Origin of the sequence: Pseudomonas sp. P42, from assembly GCF_017973755.1 — a bacterium.
GTDB lineage: Bacteria > Pseudomonadota > Gammaproteobacteria > Pseudomonadales > Pseudomonadaceae > Aquipseudomonas > Aquipseudomonas iridis.
Genome location: NZ_JACOPU010000002.1, coordinates 513784 through 539132, shown reverse-complemented (window position 1 = coordinate 539132; position 25349 = coordinate 513784). Strand labels below are relative to the sequence as shown.

The 25349-nt window shown below is 53.6% G+C and carries 20 protein-coding genes and 6 pseudogenes; 17 read left to right on the top strand and 9 right to left on the bottom strand.

Annotation, left to right across the window (positions count from 1 at the left end; all coding sequences use genetic code 11):
• Positions 1 to 14: 14 nt before the first annotated feature.
• From paaE to H8B20_RS28250, 9 genes and pseudogenes are all read left to right on the top strand, one after another.
• Complete coding sequence (gene paaE, locus H8B20_RS07365; protein WP_181643093.1) at positions 15 to 1091, top strand: 1,2-phenylacetyl-CoA epoxidase subunit PaaE; 1077 nt, start codon at positions 15 to 17, stop codon at positions 1089 to 1091.
• A gap of 79 nt (positions 1092 to 1170) precedes the next feature.
• Complete coding sequence (locus tag H8B20_RS07360) at positions 1171 to 1479, top strand: DUF485 domain-containing protein (RefSeq protein ID WP_181643092.1); 309 nt, start codon at positions 1171 to 1173, stop codon at positions 1477 to 1479.
• Complete coding sequence (locus H8B20_RS07355; protein WP_181643091.1) at positions 1476 to 3122, top strand: cation acetate symporter; 1647 nt, start codon at positions 1476 to 1478, stop codon at positions 3120 to 3122. Before H8B20_RS07360 ends, H8B20_RS07355 begins: the two co-directional genes overlap by 4 nt.
• A 58-nt stretch (positions 3123 to 3180) precedes the next feature.
• On the top strand, positions 3181 to 5247 hold the full coding sequence (gene paaZ / locus H8B20_RS07350; RefSeq protein ID WP_210622746.1) for a phenylacetic acid degradation bifunctional protein PaaZ: 2067 nt from the start codon (positions 3181 to 3183) through the stop codon (positions 5245 to 5247).
• A 1968-nt stretch (positions 5248 to 7215) separates the two neighbouring features.
• Complete coding sequence (locus H8B20_RS07345; protein ID WP_181643089.1) at positions 7216 to 7572, top strand: transposase; 357 nt, start codon at positions 7216 to 7218, stop codon at positions 7570 to 7572.
• Positions 7573 to 7650: 78 nt separating this feature from the next.
• The gene (gene tnpB, locus H8B20_RS28260) at positions 7651 to 7884 is read left to right on the top strand and encodes an IS66 family insertion sequence element accessory protein TnpB (RefSeq protein WP_414704590.1); all 234 of its coding nucleotides are present in this window, start codon (positions 7651 to 7653) and stop codon (positions 7882 to 7884) included.
• Between the two features lie 61 nt (positions 7885 to 7945).
• Positions 7946 to 9513 (top strand): annotated as a pseudogene (gene tnpC, locus H8B20_RS07335) (IS66 family transposase).
• A 368-nt stretch (positions 9514 to 9881) separates the two neighbouring features.
• Positions 9882 to 10649 (top strand): annotated as a pseudogene (locus tag H8B20_RS28255) (PAS domain-containing protein); the annotation flags it as partial.
• Positions 10641 to 11237 carry a methyl-accepting chemotaxis protein gene (locus tag H8B20_RS28250; protein WP_414704591.1) on the top strand — a complete coding sequence of 199 codons (597 nt, stop codon included), beginning with the start codon at positions 10641 to 10643 and terminating at the stop codon, positions 11235 to 11237. The pseudogene H8B20_RS28255 and the gene H8B20_RS28250, both read left to right, overlap by 9 nt.
• A gap of 871 nt (positions 11238 to 12108) precedes the next feature.
• Here H8B20_RS28250 and H8B20_RS07325 read toward each other — a convergent pair.
• The 3 genes and pseudogenes from H8B20_RS07325 to H8B20_RS07315 form a co-directional block, all read right to left on the bottom strand.
• Positions 12109 to 12600: pseudogene (locus H8B20_RS07325) on the bottom strand (IS66 family transposase); the annotation flags it as partial.
• 160 nt (positions 12601 to 12760) lie between these two features.
• On the bottom strand, positions 12761 to 13729 hold the full coding sequence (locus H8B20_RS07320; RefSeq protein ID WP_181643085.1) for a hypothetical protein: 969 nt from the start codon (positions 13727 to 13729) through the stop codon (positions 12761 to 12763).
• A 586-nt stretch (positions 13730 to 14315) separates the two neighbouring features.
• Positions 14316 to 14495 (bottom strand): CsbD family protein, encoded by a 180-nt coding sequence (locus tag H8B20_RS07315; RefSeq protein WP_058419427.1) that lies wholly within the window; start codon positions 14493 to 14495, stop codon positions 14316 to 14318.
• A gap of 221 nt (positions 14496 to 14716) precedes the next feature.
• Between H8B20_RS07315 and H8B20_RS07310 the strand changes: the two genes are divergently transcribed.
• Positions 14717 to 16030, top strand: coding sequence for a sensor histidine kinase (locus H8B20_RS07310; protein WP_181643084.1), 1314 nt, complete (start codon positions 14717 to 14719; stop codon positions 16028 to 16030).
• Between the two features lie 97 nt (positions 16031 to 16127).
• Here H8B20_RS07310 and H8B20_RS07305 read toward each other — a convergent pair.
• Positions 16128 to 16406 (bottom strand): annotated as a pseudogene (locus H8B20_RS07305) (EAL domain-containing protein); the annotation flags it as partial.
• Here H8B20_RS07305 and H8B20_RS27805 point away from each other — a divergent pair.
• Positions 16383 to 16971 (top strand): annotated as a pseudogene (locus tag H8B20_RS27805) ((Fe-S)-binding protein); the annotation flags it as partial. The pseudogenes H8B20_RS07305 and H8B20_RS27805 sit on opposite strands and share 24 nt — an antisense overlap.
• 14 nt (positions 16972 to 16985) lie before the next feature.
• Here H8B20_RS27805 and H8B20_RS07295 read toward each other — a convergent pair.
• Complete coding sequence (locus H8B20_RS07295; RefSeq protein WP_181643083.1) at positions 16986 to 18014, bottom strand: GlxA family transcriptional regulator; 1029 nt, start codon at positions 18012 to 18014, stop codon at positions 16986 to 16988.
• A gap of 133 nt (positions 18015 to 18147) precedes the next feature.
• Between H8B20_RS07295 and H8B20_RS07290 the strand changes: the two genes are divergently transcribed.
• Positions 18148 to 19038 (top strand): MBL fold metallo-hydrolase, encoded by an 891-nt coding sequence (locus H8B20_RS07290; RefSeq protein WP_181643082.1) that lies wholly within the window; start codon positions 18148 to 18150, stop codon positions 19036 to 19038.
• A gap of 97 nt (positions 19039 to 19135) precedes the next feature.
• Positions 19136 to 19681: a cysteine hydrolase family protein gene (locus H8B20_RS07285; protein WP_181643081.1), complete on the top strand. Its 546-nt coding sequence runs from the start codon at positions 19136 to 19138 to the stop codon at positions 19679 to 19681.
• A 140-nt stretch (positions 19682 to 19821) separates the two neighbouring features.
• Here the strand turns inward: H8B20_RS07285 and H8B20_RS07280 are convergent, their stop codons facing one another.
• Positions 19822 to 20301 (bottom strand): IclR family transcriptional regulator domain-containing protein, encoded by a 480-nt coding sequence (locus H8B20_RS07280; RefSeq protein WP_185160042.1) that lies wholly within the window; start codon positions 20299 to 20301, stop codon positions 19822 to 19824.
• Between the two features lie 124 nt (positions 20302 to 20425).
• Here H8B20_RS07280 and H8B20_RS07275 point away from each other — a divergent pair, with 124 nt between their 5' ends.
• Complete coding sequence (locus tag H8B20_RS07275; RefSeq protein ID WP_210622745.1) at positions 20426 to 20677, top strand: efflux RND transporter periplasmic adaptor subunit; 252 nt, start codon at positions 20426 to 20428, stop codon at positions 20675 to 20677.
• 107 nt (positions 20678 to 20784) lie between these two features.
• Complete coding sequence (locus tag H8B20_RS28455) at positions 20785 to 21024, top strand: hypothetical protein (protein WP_475492985.1); 240 nt, start codon at positions 20785 to 20787, stop codon at positions 21022 to 21024.
• A gap of 31 nt (positions 21025 to 21055) precedes the next feature.
• Here the strand turns inward: H8B20_RS28455 and H8B20_RS07270 are convergent, their stop codons facing one another.
• Positions 21056 to 22249: a GGDEF domain-containing protein gene (locus H8B20_RS07270; protein WP_181643079.1), complete on the bottom strand. Its 1194-nt coding sequence runs from the start codon at positions 22247 to 22249 to the stop codon at positions 21056 to 21058.
• A 372-nt stretch (positions 22250 to 22621) separates the two neighbouring features.
• Entirely contained in the window at positions 22622 to 23017 is a 396-nt protein-coding gene (locus tag H8B20_RS27800; protein ID WP_338104080.1) for a HAMP domain-containing protein, read from the bottom strand.
• A gap of 276 nt (positions 23018 to 23293) precedes the next feature.
• Between H8B20_RS27800 and H8B20_RS07260 the strand changes: the two are divergent.
• Positions 23294 to 24145: pseudogene (locus H8B20_RS07260) on the top strand (IS3 family transposase); the annotation flags it as partial.
• Positions 24146 to 24277: 132 nt separating this feature from the next.
• Positions 24278 to 24661: a hypothetical protein gene (locus H8B20_RS07255; protein ID WP_210622744.1), complete on the top strand. Its 384-nt coding sequence runs from the start codon at positions 24278 to 24280 to the stop codon at positions 24659 to 24661.
• Positions 24662 to 24927: 266 nt separating this feature from the next.
• Here H8B20_RS07255 and H8B20_RS28120 read toward each other — a convergent pair whose 3' ends face one another.
• A complete protein-coding gene (locus H8B20_RS28120) occupies positions 24928 to 25179 on the bottom strand; it encodes a BPSL0761 family protein (RefSeq protein WP_338104089.1) in 252 nt (83 codons plus the stop codon).
• Between the last annotated feature and the right edge of the window lie 170 nt (positions 25180 to 25349).

The following is a 25349-nucleotide window of genomic DNA, read 5'->3' as shown; positions in this document are numbered from 1 at the left end:
GCTGGAGAATAACAATGAGCAAATTTCACAGCCTGACCATCAAGGATGTGCGCACCGAGACCCGTGACGCGGTGTCCATCGCCTTCGACATTCCGCAGGAACTGCAAGACAGCTTTCACTACACCCAGGGCCAGCACCTGGTGATGCGCACCCAACTGGACGGCGAAGAAGTGCGCCGCTCCTATTCGATCTGCACCGGGGTCAACGACGGCGAACTGCGTGTCGCCATCAAGCGTGTGGCGGGTGGGCGCTTCTCGGCGTTTGCCAACGAACAGCTGAAAGCTGGGCACACCCTGGAAGTGATGCCACCGGCCGGGCATTTCTGCGTTGAACTGGACCCGGCGCGCCATGGCAATTACCTGGCCGTCGCGGCCGGCAGCGGCATCACGCCGATTCTGTCGATCATCAAGACCACCCTGGAAACCGAGCCAAACAGCCGCGTCACGTTGCTGTACGGCAACCGTTCCAGCTCTGGCGCGCTGTTCCGCGAGCAACTGGAAGACCTGAAAAATTGCTACTTACAACGCTTGAACCTGATCTTCGTGTTCAGCCGCGAGCAGCAGGACGTCGACCTGTACAACGGCCGGATCAACGCCGAGAAATGCGAGCAACTGTTTAGCCGCTGGCTCAACGTCAAAGCCCTCGACGCCGCGTTCATCTGCGGTCCGCAAGAAATGACCGAGACCGTGCGCGACAGCCTCAATGCCAAGGGCATGGCACCGGAACGCATTCACTTCGAACTGTTCGCCGCCGCCGGCAGCCAGCAAAAACGTGAGGCCCGCGAAGCGGCGCGGCAGGTGGATGCGGCGGTCAGCCAGATCACCGTGATCAGCGACGGCCGCGCCCTCGCCTTCGACCTGCCGCGCAACAGCCAGAGCATCCTCGACGCCGGCAACGCCCAAGGCGCCGAACTGCCCTACTCGTGCAAGGCCGGCGTGTGCTCGACCTGCAAGTGCAAGGTCATCGAAGGCGAAGTGGAAATGGATAGCAACCACGCTTTGGAAGACTACGAAGTGGCCGCCGGCTATGTGCTGTCGTGCCAAGCCTTCCCGATCAGCGACAAAGTGGTGCTGGATTTCGACCAGCTCTGATTCTTCTGCCTCAATCGAATGATCCACAAAAGCCAGGCATTACGTTCGTTCCTAAAAAAACAATAAGGAGAGCGCTTCCATGACCCCCCAAGACATAGAACTTATCCGCCAGCACCCCGACTTCATCGAGTTGGTGCGACGTAAGCAAAAGCTCTACTGGTCGCTGTCGCTTATCATGCTGGCGATCTATTTCGGCTTTGTGTTGCTGGTGGCATTCTCCCCTTCAACCCTCGGCCACTCGCTAAGCGGCGGCGTGACCACCGTGGGCATGCTGGTGGGTGTGTTGATTGTGGTGTTGGCCTTTGCGTTGACCGGTTTCTACGTCTATCGCGCCAACAACGTGATCGACCCGCTGAATGAAAAACTCAAGCAGGAGTGCGCCCGATGAGTCGCCTTCTCGCGTTGTACCTGCTGCCGCTGGCAGTGGTCACGGACCTTGCCGTCGCTGCCGACGGCGCATCGCGACCATTGAACTGGAACGCCATCGGCATGTTCTTGGTGTTCGTTTTATTCACCCTCGGCGTGACCCGTTGGGCGGCATTGCGTACCCGCTCCGCCAGCGATTTCTACACCGCGGGCGGTGGCATGACCGGTTTCCAAAACGGCCTGGCAATCGCCGGCGACATGATCTCGGCAGCGTCCTTCCTGGGCATCTCGGCAATGATGTTCCTCAATGGCTACGACGGTTTGCTTTACGCCTTGGGCGTATTGGCCGGCTGGCCGATCATCCTGTTCCTGATTGCCGAACGCCTGCGCAACCTCGGCAAATACACGTTTGCCGACGTGGTCTCCTATCGCCTTGAACAAACCCCGGTGCGCCTGACCTCGGCCTTCGGCACCCTGACCGTAGCGCTGATGTACCTGGTCGCACAAATGGTCGGCGCCGGCAAGTTGATCGAATTGCTGTTCGGCATCGACTACCTCTACGCGGTGATGCTGGTCGGCGTGTTAATGGTGTTCTATGTGACCTTCGGCGGCATGCTTGCCACCACTTGGGTACAGATCATCAAAGCGGTAATGCTGTTGTTCGGCACCACGTTCATGGCGTTCATGGTGCTCAAGCATTTCGGTTTCAGCACTGAAGCGATGTTCGCCGGCGCCACCGCCGTGCACGCCAAGGGCAACGCGATCATGGCCCCAGGTGGCCTGCTGTCGAACCCGATCGATGCTATCTCGCTGGGGCTGGGCATGATGTTCGGCACCGCCGGACTGCCGCACATCCTCATGCGTTTCTTCACGGTCAGCGACGCCAAGGAAGCCCGCAAAAGCGTGTTTTACGCCACCGGGTTCATTGGCTACTTCTACCTGCTGCTGATCATTGTCGGCTTCGGCGCCATCGTCATGGTCGGCACCGATCCGACGTTCCGCGACGCCAACGGCGCGATCATCGGCGGCGGCAACATGATCGCCGTGCACCTCGCGCAAGCGGTGGGCGGCAACCTGTTCCTCGGCTTCATCTCGGCAGTGGCGTTTGCCACCATCCTGGCGGTGGTCGCCGGCCTCGCGCTGTCCGGCGCCTCGGCGGTGTCCCACGATTTGTATGCCTGCGTAATGCGCAAAGGCCAAGCCACCGAGCAACAGGAAATTCGCATCTCGCGCATCGCCACGCTGTGCATCGGCGTGCTGGCGATCATTCTGGGCCTGCTGTTCGAATCACAGAACATCGCTTTCCTGTCCGGCCTGGTGCTGGCCATCGCCGCGTCGGTGAATTTCCCAGTGCTGTTCCTTTCGATGTACTGGAAAGGCCTGACCACCCGTGGTGCGGTCACCGGCAGCCTGGCGGGGCTGGTCTCGGCAATAGTCCTGCTGGTGCTGAGCCCGGCGGTGTGGGTCAACGTGCTGCATCACGAAAAGGCGCTTTTCCCCTACTCCAACCCAGCGCTGTTTTCCATGAGCTTGGCGTTCTTCAGTGCCTGGCTGTTTTCCGTCACCGACAAATCCCCCCGTGCAGCCCTTGAACGTGGCCGTTATCTGGCGCAGTTCATCCGTTCCATGACCGGCATCGGCGCCTCGGGCGCCAGCCAACACTGAACCTTAACTTGAGGCGCGGTTGCGACTGCGCCAGACACTGACCATCGGAGCAATTGTGATGTCCTCTTCACCTACACTGCATGCCCCTACCCTGCAAAGCTTCATCGCCGGTCGCTGGATCGGCCAACACGGCGCACAAGTCCTGCGCAGCGCACTAGACGGTCATGAAATCTTTCGGATCCACGAAGAACGCCCGGATTTCGCCGAAGCCATCGAACACGGCCGCCGAGAAGGCGTCAGTGGCCTGATGGCACTGGACTTCCAGCAACGCGCCCAGCGTCTCAAGGCCTTAGCCCTGTACCTGAGCGAGCGCAAGGAACAGCTCTACGTGATCTCTCATCACAGCGGCGCGACCCGCGCCGATAGCTGGATCGACATCGAAGGCGGCAACAGCACGCTGTTCACCTACGCCAGCCTCGGTTCCCGCGAATTGCCGTCGGGCAACGTCGTCCATGAAGGCCCGGCCATGCAGCTGAGCAAGATGGGCACCTTCGCCGGCACCCACATCCTAGTGCCTCGCGGTGGCGTGGCCGTGCACATCAACGCCTTCAACTTCCCGATCTGGGGCATGCTGGAAAAATTCGCCCCGAGCTTCCTCGCAGGCATGCCGTGCATCGTCAAACCGGCAAGCGCCACCAGCTACCTGACCGAAGCCGTGGTCCGCATGATGGACGAATCCGGCCTGCTGCCGGCGGGAAGTCTCCAATTGATCATCGGCGGCACCGGCGATTTGCTCGATCGCCTGCAAGGCCAGGACGTGGTGACCTTTACCGGCTCCGCGGAAACCGCCGCCAAGCTGCGGGTCAACCCGAACCTGATCCGCAATTCGGTGCCGTTCACCGCCGAAGCTGACTCGCTGAACTGCGCAATCCTCGCCCCGGACGTGACGCCGGATGATGATGAGTTCGAGCTGTTCATCAAAGAAGTCGCACGGGAAATGACCGCCAAAGCCGGGCAGAAATGCACCGCCATTCGCCGCGCCATTGTACCGGCGAAACACGTCGATGCGGTCGCTACCCGCCTGCGTGATCGTCTGAAGAAAGTAGTGGTCGGCGATCCGTCGGTGGAAGGCGTGCGCATGGGTGCACTGGCGTCCCACGATCAACAAAAAGACGTGGCCGAGCGACTGGAAGCCCTGTTACAGAGCAGCGACATGCTGTTTGGCGGTCGTGATGGTTTTGAACCGCGCGGCGAGAACGTGGATAAAGGCGCGTTCTTCGCGCCGACGCTGTTGCAGGCCCGTGATCCGCACGCCGAAGGTGGCGCTCACGATATCGAAGCGTTCGGTCCGGTCAGCACATTGATGGCTTACGGCGATCTCGATGAAGCATTGGCACTAGCCGCGCGCGGCAAAGGCAGCCTCGTGGCCAGCCTGGTAACTAAGGATCCGCAAATTGCCGCCAAAGCGATTCCGGTGGCAGCGGCATTGCACGGCCGTTTGCTGGTGCTGGATCGCAACTGCGCGGGTGAGTCCACCGGTCACGGCTCGCCGCTGCCGCAGCTGAAACACGGTGGCCCAGGTCGTGCCGGCGGCGGTGAAGAACTCGGCGGCCTGCGCGCGGTGAAGCACTACCTGCAACGAGCGGCGGTACAAGGTTCGCCAACAATGTTGGCAGCTGTGACCGGCGAATTCGTGCGTGGCGCCAAGGTCATTGAAACCGAGGTGCATCCGTTCCGCCGCTATTTCCAGGACTTGCAGATCGGCGAGTCGTTACTGACCCACCGTCGCACGGTCACCGAATCGGACCTGGTGAATTTCGGCTGCCTGTCGGGCGATCACTTCTACATGCACTTCGACGACATCGCGGCCAAGGAATCCCAGTTCGGCAAGCGTATCGCCCACGGTTACTTCGTGCTGTCGGCAGCGGCCGGTTTGTTCGTATCCCCCGGCGTAGGCCCGGTACTGGCCAACTACGGTCTCGATACCCTGCGCTTCATCAACCCGGTGGGGATTGGCGACACCATCCAGGCGCGCCTGACCTGCAAGCGCAAGATCGACCAGGGCAAAAAGAGTCCACAGGGTATACCGCAAGGTGTAGTGGCGTGGGATGTGGAAGTGACCAATCAACTGGGAGAGCTGGTTGCCAGTTACGACATTCTTACGCTGGTTGTGAAACGCGAATAGCGAATCTAGTTGACCAAATCGACGCTTAGATCCGATTTGGTGCACACTCTGCTGAGCAGGTAGCAAGACGGGAAATCCTTGCTGAACCGAACCAACCGCAACGCTGGCGACTCCTAAGCCAGCGTTAGCATACTGCTTGCAATTAGCGTAAACGCGTAGATAATCGCCCCGTTCAAGTCGAAGCACTCAACGGCGATAATGGAACACGGTAATTACCTCTGCAGGCAGCCGCTTTCAAAGCGATACCGCCCAGCTCTTTATTGGCACTTTCTAATACGACACTCGACTATGCACCTAGCCACAGTCGAATGGCAGCACTATGCACTCGCTGGCTCAATACATAATAAAACTTTAAACTTACGAACCTGACGACATTGGTATTTTGCAGAAGCCCAGCCAGCGCCCGATACTTTTGTTGACTACGAGATAAACGCAGCATACTTCGCCAGCAATATTCATCGACGGAATACTCGCCGAAAGCTTATCGAAATTTTATATCGGATCGCGGTCTGTGATTGGCAGCGATCGTCTTTGCGCAACCATCGAAGCTGATGCATACGAAGCAAGACAAGCGATTGATCTTAAATCAGTTAATAGATTAACTTCCGCACTTTCATTGCTGGCATTTAGCGCAACAACGATCACTCCGACGCAATGAAACATTGCGTAATCAAGAAGAAAAAAAACGAGACCGGATATCTCTACAACTAACACCTTCGCACAGTAGAAACAATGACCAACATTTTCTACGCACCCTTTGATGGACTGTATCCACTACCAAATCTACAGCATCGCAACACAAAAGTTTTTATCTAACGCAAAAGGACAAACAGTTCAGCTCTACATTGGCCGCCGACCATACACCATAGCTGCCGAGGATCATTTTATCCCTCAGCAGACTTTTTTAGACGTCATCAAAAGAGCGTTGACCGTAAGCGCAGATTTTCGGCTGAGAGTTTCACTGCGGAGCTTAAATATAAGCGCTGAACGCCTTTCTAGGATACCAAGATTTAGAAGCACCAAAATTATAGTATGGAACATGGCGGACAGAAATGCACAGTTACCAACCTGCCGTCTATAAAATTACCAACGACCATCCCGACACCCTAAAGCGCAGAAACTATAGCCCGTTAACGGTCTAAACGAAAAATTATCGAGTATCACGCCGCCGACCATGCTGCTTAAGAAATTTGCTTACTAGCGGAACAACTTAGCAACACTAAAATCACTTGACTACACGTGTGGCGCACCGCCCCCCCAGAAGCTAACGCGAGATTTTCAATTTTAGCGTTAGCGTAGCAACGAGTTCAGACAGCATCCGTGATGCTTTTAAATCCAACCTAAAAAGCTACTCATACAACAGCTGAGTTACTAGCATCAACCCCTAAAACTTGGCCTCATTAATAAAGACCAACCCCTAAAATTTGTGCACAGGTGCGATTTACCAATCAAACTCCACTGACCATAGAACAACCACCCATTCGAATTAAATCAATCACGCCAACATTGATTTCCGCTTGATTATTAGTTTTACGAAAGCCAGCGAACACGCCTAATGGAAATTATCGAATTCAAGCATCTAAATAGCCGTTATCCAAAAGCCTGCGCGGACGAGTGAAATTCTAATTTCTATTAAGAACGACGGCTAAAGCGGTCTCAACTCCATTACCAGGCGCAACATGGTTCTTACAGACGCACAACCTTCAGTCAAATGGTTAATATATTTCGAGCCCCGTTCCAAATTAGAGAGAGAAATATAGAAGCGCTGGCCGATTCAGCTGATATAAAAAACAAGTGATTTATTGATATAAAACTTTAAAAAAACTAAAAATCTGGATAGTGTATGAACCCTATGCTCATTCAACAATTTAAATTAGCAAAAGAATGCTAGCAGCATTGGGATTTTCAACCAGACAACCCATACTGCTGCCGTCTTATGTATCACTTCTGTTCTCCACTTAAAAATACGTGGATACCATCGCCCTTATCTTCCGGATTTCCATGCGCCAAAGAACCTCTCATCCCAAACCCTTTAACGCTCAAGTCGTCCAGGAATGCCTGCAACCGGGCGTATTGATGGCCAGCGTTGCCCTGCGCCACGGTATCAACGCCAACTTGGTTCGAAAATGTATTCCTGTTTATCGCGATGGTCAGCCGCCGGCGCTGCCCGCTTTTGTTCCGATGAAACTTGAGTCGTTAAAGCAGCCCATTCAGCAACAGCCTGTCAGCATCGAGATCCCTTTCGGTCAGCAAAAGCTCACGGTGAAATGGCCATCTTTAGACCCTGATGGATGTGCCCGTTTTACCCGTGAGCTTGCCCAATGATCCGCATCGATTCCATCTGGCTTGCCACCGAGCCCATGGACATGCGCGCAGGCACTGAAACCGTATTGGCCCGGGTGATTGCCGCACTGTGCTTACCTGTTCGCCTATCGCCGCGCCACTCGGATGAAAGTGCTGGCGCATGACGGCTTTGGGGTCTTGTTAACGGCTCGCCGATTGAATCAAGGCAGATTTCACCGGCCTGGCATCCGACATGGATCAGAAATAGAACGCGATGCCGAGCAGCTTCAGGCATTGGTGTTGGGCCTACCATGGCAACGTGCAGGTGCTTGCGGCTCGATCACACTGCTTTGACGGCAACCATTAGCCTATCGATTTATCGCCGCAAATTGCCTAGTCTGGCACAATCCGTACTATGACTTCGCTTCGCGACCTCTATCACTTGCCCCCTGAACAACAGCGCGCCTTGGCGACGCAGTTGATGCAGCATGTCGGGACGCTCGACCATCAGGTCAGCACGTTGGGTATGACCGTCAAGTCGATATGGCAAACCGTTGAGACCCTGGGTAATAAGATCCATAGCGACCAAACGCTCATCGAAAAACTGACCTATGAGATCGCCTAACTCAAGCGTTTGAAATTTGCTAAGCGCAGCGAGCATATGAATCCGGCGCAGGCTAGCCTGCTTGATGATCTGATCGACACCGATATCGCAGCGATTGAAGCCGAGCTTCAAAGCTTGCAGACAGTGATAACTGCGCCTGAAAAAAAGCAGAAGCCCAAACGCAACGCGTTACCGGCTGAGTGTCCACGCACGCTGATCTACCAAGAACCGGACAACACTCACTGCCCATGCGTCTGCGCCCTCAAGCGCATCGGTGAGGACGTCAGCGGAAAGCTAGACTACACGCCAGGCGTATTTACCTTTGAGCGCCATGTTCGTGGCAAATGGGTCTGCGATGACTGCGAAACGCTGATTCAGCCACCGGTTCCGGCGCAGGTCATCGACAAGGGTATACGGACTGCTCGGCTGTTGGACCACGTCATGATCGCCAAGTTTGCCGACCATCTATCGATTTTCGGTCGAGCCGGCCTGGCGATTCCACGTTCAACACTTGCTCAGTGGGTGGGTGCAACCGGCGTGCAGTTGCAGCCTCTGGTCGACGCGCTGCGCGAAGTGGTGCTAGGGCCGCAGGTCGTCCAAGCTGATGAAACGCCGGTGCAGAGGCTCGCGCCAGGCACAAAGAAAACCCACCGTTCCTATGTGTGGGCCTACGCCTCCAGCCAGTTTTCGGACGTCGCAGCAGTGGTTTATGACTTCAGTCCCTGCCGCGCTGGAGAGCATGCTTGCAACTTTCTGGAAGACTGGAGGAGCAAGCTGGTCTGCGATGACTTTGGCGGTTACAAGGCCAGCTCCGAACTCGGCGTGACCGAGATCGGCTGCATGGCCAATGCCCGGCGCAAGTTCTTCGAACTGCACGCGACCAACAAGAGCCAGATCGCCGAGCAGGCCTTGCGGCACATCCAGTTGCTGTACGAAATCGAGAGCGAAGTCCGCGACCTGGAACCGGATTTACGGCGCCAAATACGGCAGGAAAAAGCGGTACGGTTGATGGATAGGCTGCATGCCTGGATTATCCCCCAGCGCGATCTCGTGTCCGAAGGTTCAGCCATCAGCAGAACGCTGGATTACAGTCTGAAACGCTGGACAGCGCTGTCGCGCTACCTGGATGTTGGTGCCGTCCCCATAGACAATAATTGGTGTGGAAATCAAATCAGGCCATAGGCTCTTGGACGCAATAACTGGCTCTTCGCCTGATCGCTGCGCAGTGGCAAACGGGCGGCGGCGATCACGAGTTTGATTCAGTCTGCGCGACTGAATGGGTATGATCCATATGCTTATTTGAATGACCTGCTCACGCGCCTGCCGACGCAGCGGGCGAGCGACATCATTTGCTGCCGCATAAGTGGCAACCGGTTTAATCATGCGAGGCGTGATGGTCGGATTCATACGCTTCGAGTAAGAGCTTCGTTGACGTATGGAAATCCTTACGATAAGGGTGATCGCCTCCGCTTCAAAATACGCGGACACCATCGCCCAACGCTTCACCCTGCACCTCAGGGTGCAACATGCATGACTCGGGGTCTGGTTGATTCGCCATTTCTTACCAGTATCGAACTTTCATCGACTATCCTCCGCCAGCTTTAACTGGCGCACTAAGCGTCCGGCCAACTAACCTTCCTGGCCCCGACGCCAAAGTCACTTCTACGGTAAGCCTGACAGCGCCTATAAAGGATTTTTAATTACGGCCGATATCAGATAGAGGAAAAAACCAACGAGAGATTACGGTATGTTCAACTCAAATATCAAGAAAAAGCTCGCGTCAAAATCTGTAGAAGTTTCTGAATATAAAGGATTAATTTCCGCTCTGGATGGCTCAATGGCCATCGTCGAGCTTGGTCTCGATGGTAAGGTGATTCGCGCGAACGACAATTTCCTCACGGTGATGGGTTATCGTGCTGATCAGATCACCGGCATCTCACACAGGGATTTTTGCAAACCCTCGCTCGTCAGCCATCCGGAGTATGCTGAGTTTTGGAGCCAACTACGGGCAGGTAAATTCATATCGGGAACGTTTCAGCGCGTGGACGCGAAGGGACAAACGATATGGCTTCAGGCCAGTTACAATCCAATTCTGGATCGAGAGGGAAAGGTAGGCAAAATTGTAAAATACGCCTTTAACGTAACCCAGAGGGTCATCAACGATTCTGAAGCTAGCAGCAAGCTCGCAGCATTGGATCGCGCCATGGCGGTCATCCAATTTGATCTGAAAGGTAACATTCTCAATGCCAATGAAAATTTTCTGAGCACCATGGGCTACGCTCATAGCGATCTCAAAGGTAAACAACATAGAATGTTCTGCGATACTGAACTGGTAAACAGCAACGAATATGCAGATTTTTGGAGGCGGTTGAACTCTGGCGAGTATTTTAGCGGACAATTCAAGCGGATTGGCAAGCATGGACGCGTCGTGTGGCTGGAGGCAACTTACAACCCAGTCTATGACGCAGAAGGAAAACTGGCGAAGATAGTCAAATTTGCCAGCGACATCACGGAGCGGGTAGAGAAATTTGAAGAGGACTCCCGCAGTGCCTCACGTGCCTATCATATTTCTGCAGAAACTGAAAAAGTCGCCGAACAAGGTGCTGAAGTTATTCAGCAAACCGCCAGAGAAATGCGACTCATAGCGGATCATATTGAATCTTCCGCACGATTGGTCGGCCAGCTAGGAGATCGCTCAGAGCAGATCACGGCCATCGTTAACACGATACGGGGCATCGCTGATCAGACCAACCTACTAGCGCTTAACGCAGCAATTGAGGCAGCCCGGGCGGGCGACCAAGGACGCGGCTTTGCAGTTGTGGCCGATGAGGTACGTCAGCTGGCGGGCCGAACAAGTCGTTCCACGACTGAGATTGCTGAGATGATCGGTAAAATTCTATCCGAGACCAGAGAAGCAGTCGCTAGCATGAATGCCACCCACGAAGGTGCCCAGAGGGGAGTCTCGCTTGCTGACCAAGCGGGAATGGTGATTCTGCAAATCCGTACGGGCACAAGTGATGCTGTAGAGGCTGTCAGCATGTTTGCCTCCAAGCTGGATGAGTCTGAGGTGATCCCTAAGACAGCAGTAGGCTGGGTGGGCTGACCTGCCCCCACCTACAGTCGGGCTTCCGCTGATTAATATCATTTAAAATGAGCATATGGATCATGCTCCATGGATTCTAGTTCGTTGCGTGCAATTCTAACCTACAGCTGACTCGGCGGCCCTATCAACTATCTTGGCCAACGCTCGCTCCACCCACTTCCTTATTTGAGTATCGGCACGGCGAAATCCGCAAGCAGAAGCCAGTCTTGATTTATATGGAGATGATTTATGAGCGCTGAGGAAGGTAAGCGGCCAGCGAACGAGCTTGCGCACTGCGCGTGTCGGCGTCACACGTTGTCAATGGTTTCGCGGTGTCTGCCACAACCTTGCAATCAGAGTGCAAGCCGCACTTTGATTGGCTGCTCAACTCTACCGCATGTAAGTTTGCAAGGCGGGAGATCTTCGACCCACGTGAAACCGAGCTTTTTGTAAAGTGATCTGGCTGCCGTGTTTGACTTGAAAACACTGCGTGTCCACAGAGTTAAAAACACCTCCTCCGACAATGTCTTATCACCGCTAAAGTTAGAGCAAATCCATAACCACTTCGGCGGTACTCTCGCTTTCCCTGCATTCCCAGAACTCCAATCAATTCGCTTCCGCCTGGCGGGCGAAAACTATCTAGATAGGCTTCAGCTGAGCCGACGACCATGCTCGTTCACATATACCGGCCAATGATTTTCCAACACCTGCGCTAACGCACGTTCTATTACTTGAATAGTGGCGGGTTTGGCCGTGCCGAGTAACGACCCTCAGCGCTCACCTCACAAAAGACGGGGTAAAACGCGTGGAGATCTTTAATTTTGATAGGCCGTACTTCCATGTTTACCTCACCAGTTTGATGCTGCGTCAGATCTGCAAAGTATGGACAGTGCTACTCGAATCCCTTCCATACGTGAAGTATTAGATCATGGATTTCACTCGCCCGCTGCGTCGGCAGCAGCGTCAGCACATCCTTTACATAAGCATACGGATTATGCCCGTTGATGCGCTGCGATCCCGCAAACAACCAGTTAGACCGTCCGAGCGCCCACGTCCGCATCAAATTCTCGATCTGGTAGTTCTCGATTGGCACAGCACCATCTTCCAAGTAGCGCGTCAGCGCTACCCAGCGTTTGAGGCTGTAAACCAGAGCTTTAGCCGTGGCCGAACCCTCCGGCACAAGTTCAAGCTGGGCCAGCATCCACTCATGCAGCTTTTCAACGATGGGCACCGCTGTATCTTGGCTTAATTGCCAACGGTCTTCGTCGCTAATTTCCCTTCCATGTCACTCGACCTCGTGCAGACCGACGATTGAGTGCAATGCTTGCTCCGCCAACCGGCTTTTATTGGCTACATGCAGTTCGAAGAATTTGCGGCGCGAATTGCGTCTCTCGAATAAGAGCTAATAGGCCATCACGAGCACCTTGGGCATCGTCACTAGGTGGTTAGTTCAATTCTGATGAGCTGCGTAGCAGAGCTTTCAGGTCGCCGCCCAAAACAAAGGAAAAGCGACATCCCTGCCGCCCTCCTATCTCTTTTCGATATCAAGCTGTAGGAATGCGACGGTTGGTCAGAGCCATGCGACCAACAAAGAAGCTAAGAGCCGCCCCCAACAGAAGCATCGCCAATGTGCTCCATGCCGCGCGCGAAATTTGCTTCGCAGCAATCTCACCAGCCTCACGTGCCTTTTGCTCAGCTTGTTGTTTCAAGTCTTCAAATTTCTGCATCGCTTGCTGATAGGCCTGAGCGTAGTTATCAACGATCTGAGTAGCCTCTTTCTTGCTTTTGCCTGTACGGGCAGCAACGATGTTAACGAGAGCGTCTTTATCGGCAGCATTAAGCGCTGGCTCGCCGGAAGCTTTTACGCGTTCAAACCATTGCTTCAACTCATCCCCCGCCTGAACAGGATTAGTTGCGACATCTGAAGCTGATTCCTTGCCTTCAGCGGTGGCCTGATCAGTTTTTTGCTCTACGGTCTCGGGAGCCAACTCAGGTTTGCCACTCTGCTTAAGGAGCGTCTCTAGTTCACCCTGAAGGCTGTTCCAATCGAGTTGGACGCCCTGCTCATTCAACTGTTTTTTGACGCTGTCACCAATACCTGGCGCGGCAGCAGCGATGCCACTTCCTGCGGCGGACAATCCTTTACCAACGACGGAGCCTGCAGTTCCAACTACGCTTGCGGCCAGGCCAGCCAGCAGCCAAGTCGTCAGTAAGGTTGTTACTGTCCAAGTCAGTAAACCATGCAAGCCGCCGCGATCCGGTGCCGTCCTGCCAGAAACGAAAGCTCCGACTCCGATTGCCACCAGAGTAGAAACGAACAACCAGATTCCAGCACCAGTACCGAAACCACTGAGCGGATTACCAGATTCCATCGGGGACACTGCGCTAGCGCCGATGGCGGTTCCCAAAACGCTCAGAACTACGTACGTCACCAGTGCAATCGCACTACCTGCCAATACCGAACTCCAAGACACGCGGAATAACGAACGATTCGCTTCATAGACAGTGGTCATACAGACGCCCTTTATTAGTTTTGGGAGCAAGGCTATGTGCATTAACAAGTCTGAGTATGGCGAATGGACATACGCTCAAAGATAGTCCAAATGCACCATAAGAACCGAATCAAATGCACCAGAAAATTTTTACTTAAATCCTATTTCTCATACTCCGGCAGCCGGCTGTAAGCTTGACGTCGCCTGTGCCCTTAGATTTTTGACATCCAAAATCTACAAGCCGGCTCAATGAAAAGCGGCCTGGTGCGTCAGTATGAAGTAAGCGCTGTCGTCCTAATCGGCCTATAGAGAGGATTGAATCACCAGGGATCTGAAGCCTCAACAGCGATTGCAGCGGCTACGACCAATGCGCAACAAGTTACAAGTCGGCAAAGCGAAGGGGGCGTGCAGTGCCAAGCCAAATATTAAAAAACCGATAAGACTGTTCACTCATCGTGACAGCCTGTTAATAGAGAGATAGATAGCGGTCAGTTATATTTAGTCTGGCCGGAACAGAAGTGGGTGGAGTCATCTTCCGATACTTGTAACCTAGCTACAATGGCTACCAACTGATAGCCATCGCAGCGAAGGTATTACCCGCCTAAGGTTACTTCTTGTCTACGGCGTCTTTGACTTTGCCAACCACCTGCTGGGCTTCACCTTTCTTTTCCTGGACAGCCCCTTCTACCTGCAGCTTCTCATTACCAGTGACCTTGCCGACACCTTGCTTCACATTACCGATGGCTTCATTGGCCAGGCCTTTGATCTTGTCAGATGTGCCACTCATGAGTTTTCTCCCGGTGAGGAATACGTGTCCTGTCTGGACAGAAAAGTTGACTGGCGGCTGTGAACAGGAGTTCCACTTTTTATGACGACCACTCGTCGCACATCTGTCGAGCGCTACCTTGATGCAGGTTTCGCAATGCCTGGATGAAGAAACAATTCCTTGCTGTACGAGCAGTCGAAACAGCATCATCGCCCCTACTCCCCCCAGCGATGCGTAGTCAGATGCCCCACATTCCTGCCCCATTTCCTCCAAGCGAGGATGAAAGAGCGCTGTCGCTGGAGCATCTCGGCGTGCTGGACTCAGCTCCGGAGAAAGAATTCGACGACATCGTTATGATCGCGAGCACATTGTGCGACGTTCCTGTCTCGCTGGTTTCCCTCGTGGACAGAGAGCGTCAGTGGTTCAAGGCTTGCGTTGGACTGGACGTGAGGGAGACTCATCGGGATTTGGCTTTCTGCGCCCATGCGATCCTGGCTCCCGCTGACGTGTTGATTGTGGAAGACGCCAAACTGGACTCGCGATTTCAAAATAGTGCACTGGTGCTTGGCCCTCCGCATATCCGCTTTTACGCGGGAGCTCCTATTATTGACGATACGGGACACGCGCTTGGCACGGTTTGCGTGATAGATACAAAGCCGAGAAAGTTAACGGAGCAGCAGCGGACAGCGTTGTTGGCTTTGGCTCGACAGACATCTTCACTGCTGCAATTACGACTGCTTAGACATCAACGTGAGTATCGAGCAGAGATCCTGGAGAAAGAACTCGCCCAGGCGAAGGTTTTGAATCAACTGACAGAAGAGTCACTGCATCACGCAAGGCGTATCTCCTCCCTGGGTATGGTGACCGCAAGTATCGCACATGACTTCAACAACATCCTTCAGGCGCTAAGCGCAAGCCTGCAGATGATAAGATTACGAGCAAGACGCCCGGGGGATGTTGAGCAATTCAGCGATACCGGGTTGCAGGCGGTAGACCAAGGGCGGCATCTGGTCAGTCACCTGCTATCCAGCGTTCGCTTGGACAGCCCGAATCTAGTCTGCTTAGAAGTTAACGCTCGGCTTGAAGAAATGCGTGATTTATTGCTTCGCACAGCTACTGAAAGTATTGACTTGGCTTTCGACTTGTCGGCTCCAAACACAGTCGTAATGTGCGAAGAAGCCCAATTGAATGCGGCGGTTTTGAACCTTCTCACGAATGCGAGAGATGCGCTTGGGGCGGCAGGCCGTATCTGCATTTCAACGCGACTGGTATGTGTTGAGGGTGACGTTGCGCTGGCTGGAGGCAATTACATCGTGCTCAGCGTCACTGATACTGGGCCGGGTATACCGGTTGACCTTGCGGCTAAAATTTTTGAGCCTTTTTTCACAACAAAGGAAAGAGGAAAAGGTACGGGTTTGGGCTTATCGCAAGTCCGTGAGTTCGCAGAGAACGCTGGGGGCACAGTTAGGGTAAATACAGCACCTGACAAAGGGACAACAGTGTCCCTATACCTAAAGGCGTTAGGTCGAATCGACTCAGTGATCGACCCCACATAACCTTCGTGGCTTCGGGATTTGGTAGGCACCTTCCATGTGAAAAAGTGCCGCCAAGAACCAACCAATTCAACGCTGCCCCCCCCGAAAGCCGTAAAGCTCAAGTAAAACAGGTTCGTTCACGCAGAAGTTCATGCAACTCACTGATCGGCAGTGGCCTACTGAAGAGGTAACCCTGCACTTGATCACAGCCATTTTCCGTAAGAAATGCAAGCTGTTCAACGGTCTCGACTCCTTCGGCTATCACTTGTAGGTCTAGACTGTGCGCCAATTCAATAATCGTCTTGGCAATAGCAGCGTCTTGGGGATTGCTCGTCACTTCGCGTATGAAAGCGATGTCAATCTTGAGTTTGTCGATGGGAAATCGCCGCAGGTACAAGGCTTCATCAAAGCTTTTGAAGAGGCCGCACGTTTCAACGGTGAAGCGTTGCACCAGCTTCAGGAGTACGAAATACCGCTGGTGGGCCTCGATCCGGCGATGACGTTGGTGTATCACCAGGAATATGCGAAGACGCTTGGCAGTCACAAGGTTCCTACCGTACTACTGCCGCAGGAGTGGCTCGCCAATACGCTTCCACAGTCGCAGATTGTGAAAGATGCCGATCCCTATCATTTCCTTCCCCTCTGCACTGAAAAGACAAATGAGCCAAACAGCATCGTCCTTTGGCAACAAGTCTATGAGCGCATGGGACTGAAAATGAGCGTATAGGCCAGCGGGTGCTGCGGCATGTCCGGCACCTATGGTGCATGAGACAAAGAACGCCGACACGTCCACGGTTATTTACAAGCAGTCCTGGGCGCCGCTTGTGACGAAATTCAATGCATCAGGCCGTTTGTTAGCCGACGGATATGCTTGCCGAAGTCAGGTGAAACGACAGGATGGAATTACCGTTTTACATCCGTTACAAGCGCTGCTCGCTGTCGTCAGAAGTCTTGCTGCCTGAGCCACGAGGCATGATTAAACTTTTACCTGGGAATGGGTAAATGACTCGGCAGTGTGCTGATTGCCGCCCGCCTTCGGGCCTGGCTTCATTTCACGGAAAAACATTCGCCGATACTCAGAGGGTGAAGTGCCAAGGTGAACGCCGAACTGTTGTCTCAACGACAAAGGCGTTCCGAAACCCGCCTCACCGGCGACACACTCGATAGGTAAATCGGTCGTTTCGAGCAGCTGTTGTGCTCTGGCGACTCTCTCAGCATTCAACCATTTTGAGACAGTGCTGCCGGTCGCCTCCCTAAATCGCCTGGTAAAAGTACGCCGACTCATTTTCGCCATGTCCGCCAGAACATCGAGCGACAGATCACTCGCCAGGTGCATTCGGGCCCACGCCAGTACATTGGACAAATGAGTCTCGCTAGACAGCTGCGGCAGAGGATGCTCTACGTACTGAGCCTGACCTCCCTGCCTATGCGGCGGCGTCACCAGCATCTTTGCAGTGCGATTGGCAACGTCAGCACCGAGTCGGTGACGTATTAGATGCAGACAACAATCAATCGCTGCCACGGTTCCCGCAGAGGTAATGATGTTGCCATCACTGACATACAGCACTTCGGGCCTGAAACGAACTTCTGGGAAACGTCGCCCAAACTCGTCTCTGACTGCCCAGTGAGTGGTTGCTTCTTTGCCATCAAGAAGTCCTGCATCGCCGAGCACGAATGCTCCCAGACATAGCCCGACGATAAGCTTGTCTTGGGCATTTGCACTCTGTAAGGCTTGCACAAGCTGCGCAGACGCTGCGACAGAATGATCGCCCCACGCCGGAATGACAATTACGTCGGATGCTTCCATCAGTTCCAGGCCATGATCGACCGCTAGGCCTATGCCTTGGTCGCTTATCACCATTCCCGGCGTCTCTGCACAGTAACTGACCTCGTAATGAGGTTCACCGGGTGCGGATTGAGCTGTTCCTAGAACCATTCCAGGCACGGAAAGATGAAACAAGCTGACACCGTCAAAAGCCAGAACAGCAACGCGTGTGGATTGCATCAGTCAGCCTCATATTCGAAAACAGCGCAGGCTTAGTGGCCCAATTATATCGAATTCTGTCCTTCAGGCCACTGTTGAGTCCCAAGGCATTGGGCAAGAATAGAGTCACTGATGCAATTACAGGATTAACGAGATGAATTTCAATACACTTCCAATAGCCCTTGGCCTCGCCTGGGCTGCCGCGACCTCATCGGCAATTGCGAGCTCCGACGCCCCCAAGTCCCCGGACGCGGCCCATAAAGTCGACTTGCAGCAAGTTCGCAACGCAACGGTAAAAATCTCCTACGGAGGCACGACCTTTCTGATCGACCCGATGCTGTCCAAAAAAGGAACCTACCCAGGATTTGAAAATACCTACCGTAGTGACCTACGCAATCCTTTGGTTGATCTGACTGAGTCGCCCGAAAACGTAATCTCTGGTGTAGACGCTGTCATCGTCACTCATACGCATCTTGACCACTGGGACGATGCCGCACAGAAAGCGCTTCCGAAAGACATACCGCTGTTCACACAGCACGAGGAAGACGCGACGTTGATTCGCTCCCAAGGCTTCAAGAACGTACGCGTTCTTACTGACGAAGCGGAATTCGGCGGCGTGAAAATCACCAAGACGGGTGGCCAGCACGGCACAGACAATATGTATGCCGCTCCCCCACTCGCGAAACTTCTGGGCGAGGCTATGGGCGTTGTATTTCAAGCGCCAGGCTACAAAACTCTCTACCTAGCTGGCGACACTATCTGGCGTAAAGAGGTAGACCGAACCATTGAGAAATATCACCCCGAAGTCATCGTACTCAACGCCGGAAAAGCGAAGGTGAACGGATTTGAGGGTGCGATCATCATGGGCGAGGAAGATGTACTCCGCGCTTCCAAGGCGGCCAAAGACGCGAAAATCGTCGCGGTGCACATGGACGCGGTCAACCATATGTCGCTGACCCGAAAGGAATTGCGCGCTTACGTCAAACAGCACGGTATCGAAAGTCGCGTAGATATACCGGAAGACGGCGCTTCGCTGGAGTTCTGACTTAAATTTTTTGAGGTTGGAAATCCAGGTGTTCTATCTGTCGACTTCAACCCTCAAGCCGCATGCTTAGCTCGGATAATTCGACCGGAGATCGTTCATGAAACGTGGCCTTGTAGTAGTTGACCTGCAAAATGAATACCTGCCCACAGGCAAATTGCCGTTAGACGGCATCGTAGCTGCTGTAGCGAATGCTGTCCGAGTGATCAGCCACTCGCGCGATATAGGAGCTCCGGTTTTTCACATACGGCATGAGTCCAATGATGAAGGCGTTCCAATCTTCGTCAAAGGCTCGAACGGTGCGCAAACTCAGCCTGCTGTTGCACCTCTGGGTAATGAGCCTGTGATTGTAAAAGCACACATCAACGCCTTCCGAGAAACAGATCTTAAGCAGCAGTTGGAAGCAGCGGACATCGAGGAACTCGTGGTAATCGGTGCAATGAGCCACATGTGCATCGATGCCGTAGTGCGCGCGGCGGCAGACATGGGCTATCCCGTTACGGTGCTGCATGACGCCTGCGCCACCCTGGATCTCACATTTGGTGGTGTTAACGTTCCTGCTGCTCACGCACACGCCACGATGATGGCAGCGTTTGAGTTCGGTTACGCCACCGTCAAGTCGGTGGAAGATTACCTCTCGGCCTGACCGCGTGACGAGTTAATGTTCAGGGCACTGGGGGCTCGTGTTCTCACCCTCTACAATGATCTGATGGCGCCGGTACCGAACTAGACTTCCCTAGCCGCAGAATCAAACGGCTAACGTCTCAAGACTTCTGCCTTTGAGCGTTAGCCGTCTATACCGATTTCTTTGAGCAATCCGGCCTTGCAGCGCAACAACCCCTCTATGTAGGAATCGCGATTCCTCTCGAAACGGAACGTCGGAATGGGCATTGAAATTGCGAAACGCCCCAGTATCGTATCCAAAGCAACGGCGGTTGTCGTGATTCCCTCGATATGCTCACCGTGGTCACTGGAAATCCCGTTCTTTCGAATACCGTCCAGCTGAACCGACAGAGCTTGAGGCAACACTGCTTTGTGCTTCGCGGTGTTTCCAACTGCAAGCAAAGCACTCACATCTTCATCTTTGTCCAGAGCCAAAAGAGCCCGTCCAGCTGATGTGCCATAGAGCGGCGTATCCAGTTGGCCAAGACGCGGCATCACCTGCAACTCACGGTCAGCAACAACACGATCCTCAACGATTAGTTGAATGCCTGCAGACCTCGAAAAGACAACGGTCTCCTGAACCGTCTCGCTCAGCTTATGCAGCCAAGGGCAAACGAAAATTAACCAAGCTTGAAGTGAGAGATAACCAGGCGGTAAAAAAAGGCGATGTGCTTTTTGAGATTGATGCGCCCGTTATCGCTCCCTTGTGAACGAGTCGAAAGCCAAAATGGAACACGCAAAGCATGCGTGGGAGCTTGCAGTACTTCTAGAGCGCCGCCGTGTTCCATTGGCCAGGATCAACGCCATCAGCGCTGAGGATTTGGATAACGCACATTCCCAAGTCTTGCTGGCCAAATCCCAATATGAGGTCAACAAGGCGCAGTGGGAAACCGCGAGGATCAACCTCGCCCGTAAATCCGTGATTGCGCCATCTGACGGTACGATCACCAACGTCAGTTGCAGGAAGGCAACTACGTAGCCCAGGGGGCTCCCGCCTTCTCACTCATCAAAAACGACTCGCTCTACTAGACGGCTTACTTCGAGGAAACCAATCTCTTGGACATTCGCGAGGGGGACTTGGCCGATGTGTCGCTCATGTCCGGAGGGCCATCGATTAGCAGTCGCGTCCAAAGCATCGCCAGAGGCGTCGCCAACACCAACACACAAGCAGATCCAATTTTGCTACCTCAGCGGGCTAATCTTGATGTCGCAAGAGAACCTCGCTCGCTACCGGGACGGCCAAGAGCTCCGCCCCTGAATCGTAGAACCTTACTACTCGCTTCGGGCCAGTCTCATCCGGCGCATACGATCAATAAGGACGTGTAGGAGAATGATCATGTTACTGGGAGGAAGTTCTTTAGTGCTGCGGCTTCAGTATTAAAGGCGCTTCATTCTGTTGGGGGTATGACTGCACGAGCTTCAAAGTATTGCGCCCTGACGCCTTTGCTTCATAAAGCGCAGCGTCCGCCTTGGCAAGCAAATTGGCTATCGCGTCGCCCTCATCGGGTACAACGCAGCAAACACCAATACTGATGCGCACCGAAATTTTTGCCTCACCATATTGAGCTGACGACTCGGCTAAAGAGGTGCGCAACTTATCTAGTACACTCAAGGCCCCTTCAATATTAGTGCTCGGCAACAAGATCAAAAACTCCTCCCCCCCATAACGACCAATACTGTCGGAATGGCGAATACGCTGGGTTAGATGATTGGCACAGTGCCTAATAACTTCGTCTCCTGCCAGATGGCCATACCTGTCGTTGATGTGTTTGAAGTGATCGATATCGACCATAGCAACTGCCAGGCTCGAACCGTCTCGGCGCGCACGCTCCAACTCCGTCGAAAACTGATCAAGGATGGCTCGACGATTTAGGATACCGGTCAGCACATCTCGCAGCGCCATGTGCTGAAGCAAAGCCTCGCTGCGCTCTTTAGCCAGGAGCACCAAGCCCAGGGAGATCATCATCGCAGTGAAGGTACCAATGCTGACCGAGATCGTTTGCTTGAGGTTACTCACGTCGTAACGCATTTCCGCAGCGCCTCCGCCAAGCACTGCCACGACTCGCATACCCAAACCGATCAAGCTAATGCTTGATCCGATGATCAACAACATGCGTGCACGCCCCTGAACGGGAATGTGCCGGTGAGTCCAGTAAATGATCAATGAGCACTGCACCATCAACACCACCGTGGCAGCCAGCATTCGCGGTTCGAGCGTATCGATCAAAGTGACCATCAACACCAGCATCAATGCTGCTGGAGCAAACACTCCCCACCATGCGACAGGAAGCTCGACAACCCGGAAGACACTGGCCCCATAGAAGGATAGTGCCACTGCCAATAGGGTGTTGGCGGAGCCGTAGGTCAACCACAACGGTGCGTGACCATAGAACGTATAGCCGATGTAGGCTAATGCATGCGCTAACAGACCGAAGCCTATCGTTAGAAGGCCGTCACGCTGGTTGAACTGTCCGACTAGGATCAAACAAAAAGCCATAATCGTCGCTACCAAAGCGACACAGGCGAAAAGCGTAGGGGTGTGAGCAATCATAGGGTTCACCTGGCGCCTGCACTAGCACCTCTTAGGCGCAAGTTTAGCCGAAATGGCCGAGTGCCACTACCAAGCCCTTTGAGCTTCGATGCTTAGTACTGGTATCGAGATACCTGTACTAAGCCATTAACTCGTCGGGAAAAGGATTTCTGCAACTTCGCATCGCTGGTATTTCCACAACCCACCTAGCAGTTCGTATAGGTGAAGCAATGGAAAGAGTGAGCTTCTTCTAAAACCTACCTTACGTGCGGGGTTCCATTTACCTGGAGAAAAAATGGGCGCGCTGCTGAGAGGAAGTCTGGTAATGCTGAGAGCGCTGCCGGCGAACCAAAAGTTAAGCCCAAAAAAGGGCCATCACTGGCCCCTAAAGGCTTACACCATATGGTTAAGGCCGTTGCCCACGTCGGCCATTTCATCTTTGCCGCGCACTTGAATGCGCACGCTCAGGTCGCCCTTCGCAATGAGTTGGGTGGCGATCAAAACATCGTTTATCGTGCGACGCATGGCGCTGTAGATACCGCTGAACACATACACCAGCAGCATGCCAAGAACGTCAAACATGCCTAGAATGAATAGCCGTTCCGAAGTTTTTTCCTGAACTCGGCGTTCAAGCGCATTCAGCAGTGCTTCCTGCAGTGTGTCTTGCGCCTTGTACAACTCAGCCACCACCGCAGTGCCTTTGGCTGGCAGACTCTGAACGCCGGTGATGGTGTCGCTTGGCGCGTCAATCAATACTTCAAGGTCGGCACGGAAACTGTCCAGGCTCACAAAAGCACTGGTGATCGGTGCCTGAATACTATCAGCGAGGGCAGGTTCTCTGCGACGCAACAGGGCCAGGCTTTGTTGAAGTTCTTTGTGGATGAGTTACTCATTTTTGAGCATCGACTTGATAACGCTGCGCGCACCCGAACTCAACTTTTGTCCGTCATGCAGTCCGCTGGCAAGCCCGCGCAATTGCACGACGATGTTGATTTGCCATGGCAGCCTCAAGGTGCTCTGGTCGATCATGAAAAGCGATGCGTAATCTTCATCCAACACCATGCCCGACGTGGCCGATATTCCATTCGACGGCTTTGCCTGACGCTGAAAGTCCATCCCAGCGGTTATTACGCCTGGCTGTCTGAGCCGCAATCTGTACGCGCCAAAGACGACCAGCGAATGCTGGGCTTGATCAAGCATTCCTGGCTGGAGAGCGGCGGCGTTTATGGCTATCGCAAAGTCCATGACGATCTGCGCGAAGTCGGTGAGGATTGTGGTCGCCATCGTGTGGCGAGGCTGATGCGTCTTGAAGGGCTGCGCTCTCAGACAGGGTATCGACGTCGCCCTGGAAAGTACGGCGGTAAGCCTGCGGTCGCCTCACCCAATTTACTGAAGCGCCAGTTTGATGTCGTAGCACCCAACAAAGTTTGGGTCACCGACATCACTTACATTCGTACGTATGAAGGCTGGCTGTATTTGGCAGTGGTGCTGGATCTGCTTTCTCGGCAGGTCGTTGGCTGGTCAATGAAGTCGAAGATGACCAGTGATTTGGCTATTGATGCGTTGTTGATGGCGGTTTGGAGGCGTAAACCGAAGCAAGAGGTGATGGTTCATTCCGACCAAGGCATCCAGTACAGCAGCTCCGATTGGCGCAGCTTTTTGAAGGCAAACAATTTGGTTGCCAGCATGAGTCGCCGAGGCAACTGTCATGACAACGCCGTGGCCGAGAGCTTTTTCCAGCTTCTGAAACGGGAACGGATCAAGCGAAAAATCTACACCACGCGGGAAGATGCTCGGAGTGATGTGTTTGATTACATCGAGATGTTCTACGACGTAAAACGCCGCCATGGTTTCAACAATCAGCTGTCACCGGTAGAGTTTGAAAAGCGTTACGCAATGAGTTTGCAAGGTGTCTAAAGAATCCGGGGCGATTCAGCACGAGGTTATCACCAAATCATGCGAGCTTTGAATCGCCCCTAGTTTCTTAGATGCCATCAAGCTACAAGGAAGGTTCGCTAACCCTGCATAACTGTCCGCTTTTGGCTCATCATGTTGAAAAAGACGACCACGGTTTTCACGGTAGAAAAGTACGCGCTTGAGATTGAGTTCTTTACATTGAGCAGAGGATTCCGGGCTCAGATTTCGCGTAGTGGCACGCAGATAAGGCGTTTTCAGCGGTCAGTATGCGGGCAGTCTGGAAGAACCGGCTTTTTCAACAGAATCGGCCTATTGCTGCCAACCGCTAAGAGTATCTGCGGTGTGATAGCTGTATTAGTGCTGGACATCTGCATCACGAACTGGCTTGAGCGCTATGCTCCAGCCCACCAATTCTATGGTCAGGAAGTCAGCAAGGTTGAGACCCATGCAGTTGAGGATGTCGTCAGGGAGGTCAACGATGACATCCCCAGAACCATTACCGGTCTTGGCATTTGACGGGTGTCCGCACGGGCTCTTTCATGGAGAGCGGCTCTTTTCGCTGATGGGGGGAGCCACAATCCTGCGTCCACATGGCCTCTACTGACAACAATCGGCCAAAAGCTCATCGTCATGGCCGCAATGTGACGAACTGGCCGCAGTCGATGCGATGGGCATTCGATGCTTGAATTCCACACGACATCACTCGCCAGGACCGATAAGACACAACGAGTCTCGGCAATCGCATCTGCTTTACGAACAGCAGAGCTTATTTCAGAACTGGCCTAAAGCTCTATTTCCCCAGTGAACATAGGATGATAACCGCTGATGGCTAACTCCCTCCTTCGATCTCCAGGTTCTGCACGCTGAATAATGTCATCCAGCTTGCCGGCGAATAGGACATACGACGACTGAGGATAATGTCTTAGAAGGCGCGTCGCCTCATTACGGTACTCCTCAGGAATGAAGGGGCTCTTTGTCAACTCTCGTAAAAACGCTTCTGTCTGGATCACACTTCGGGTGCGTTCACTCGGCATACTCACTTTATCCCTCCCCCTTGGCTTTTCCGTGATCAACCGCTAAATGGTCTAGACCACTATTATGACTGAAAGACTGACTGACTCCTAACCAGATACCAGCTGGCATTCTCTGTGCGCAACGTAATAGCTACGTGGACAATTTCAGAAGATCTGGGCCCTGAGTTGGT

Coding starts and splice junctions, on each gene's coding strand:
- paaE (WP_181643093.1), top strand. CDS start 15: ATGAGCAAATTTCACAGCCTGACCATCAAGGATGTGCGCACCGAGACC.
- H8B20_RS07360 (WP_181643092.1), top strand. CDS start 1,171: ATGACCCCCCAAGACATAGAACTTATCCGCCAGCACCCCGACTTCATC.
- H8B20_RS07355 (WP_181643091.1), top strand. CDS start 1,476: ATGAGTCGCCTTCTCGCGTTGTACCTGCTGCCGCTGGCAGTGGTCACG.
- paaZ (WP_210622746.1), top strand. CDS start 3,181: ATGTCCTCTTCACCTACACTGCATGCCCCTACCCTGCAAAGCTTCATC.
- H8B20_RS07320 (WP_181643085.1), bottom strand. CDS start 13,729: ATGACCACTGTCTATGAAGCGAATCGTTCGTTATTCCGCGTGTCTTGG.
- H8B20_RS07315 (WP_058419427.1), bottom strand. CDS start 14,495: ATGAGTGGCACATCTGACAAGATCAAAGGCCTGGCCAATGAAGCCATC.
- H8B20_RS07310 (WP_181643084.1), top strand. CDS start 14,717: ATGCCCCACATTCCTGCCCCATTTCCTCCAAGCGAGGATGAAAGAGCG.
- H8B20_RS07295 (WP_181643083.1), bottom strand. CDS start 18,014: ATGCAATCCACACGCGTTGCTGTTCTGGCTTTTGACGGTGTCAGCTTG.
- H8B20_RS07290 (WP_181643082.1), top strand. CDS start 18,148: ATGAATTTCAATACACTTCCAATAGCCCTTGGCCTCGCCTGGGCTGCC.
- H8B20_RS07285 (WP_181643081.1), top strand. CDS start 19,136: ATGAAACGTGGCCTTGTAGTAGTTGACCTGCAAAATGAATACCTGCCC.
- H8B20_RS07275 (WP_210622745.1), top strand. CDS start 20,426: ATGGAACACGCAAAGCATGCGTGGGAGCTTGCAGTACTTCTAGAGCGC.
- H8B20_RS07270 (WP_181643079.1), bottom strand. CDS start 22,249: ATGATTGCTCACACCCCTACGCTTTTCGCCTGTGTCGCTTTGGTAGCG.
- H8B20_RS07255 (WP_210622744.1), top strand. CDS start 24,278: ATGTTGAAAAAGACGACCACGGTTTTCACGGTAGAAAAGTACGCGCTT.
- H8B20_RS28120 (WP_338104089.1), bottom strand. CDS start 25,179: ATGCCGAGTGAACGCACCCGAAGTGTGATCCAGACAGAAGCGTTTTTA.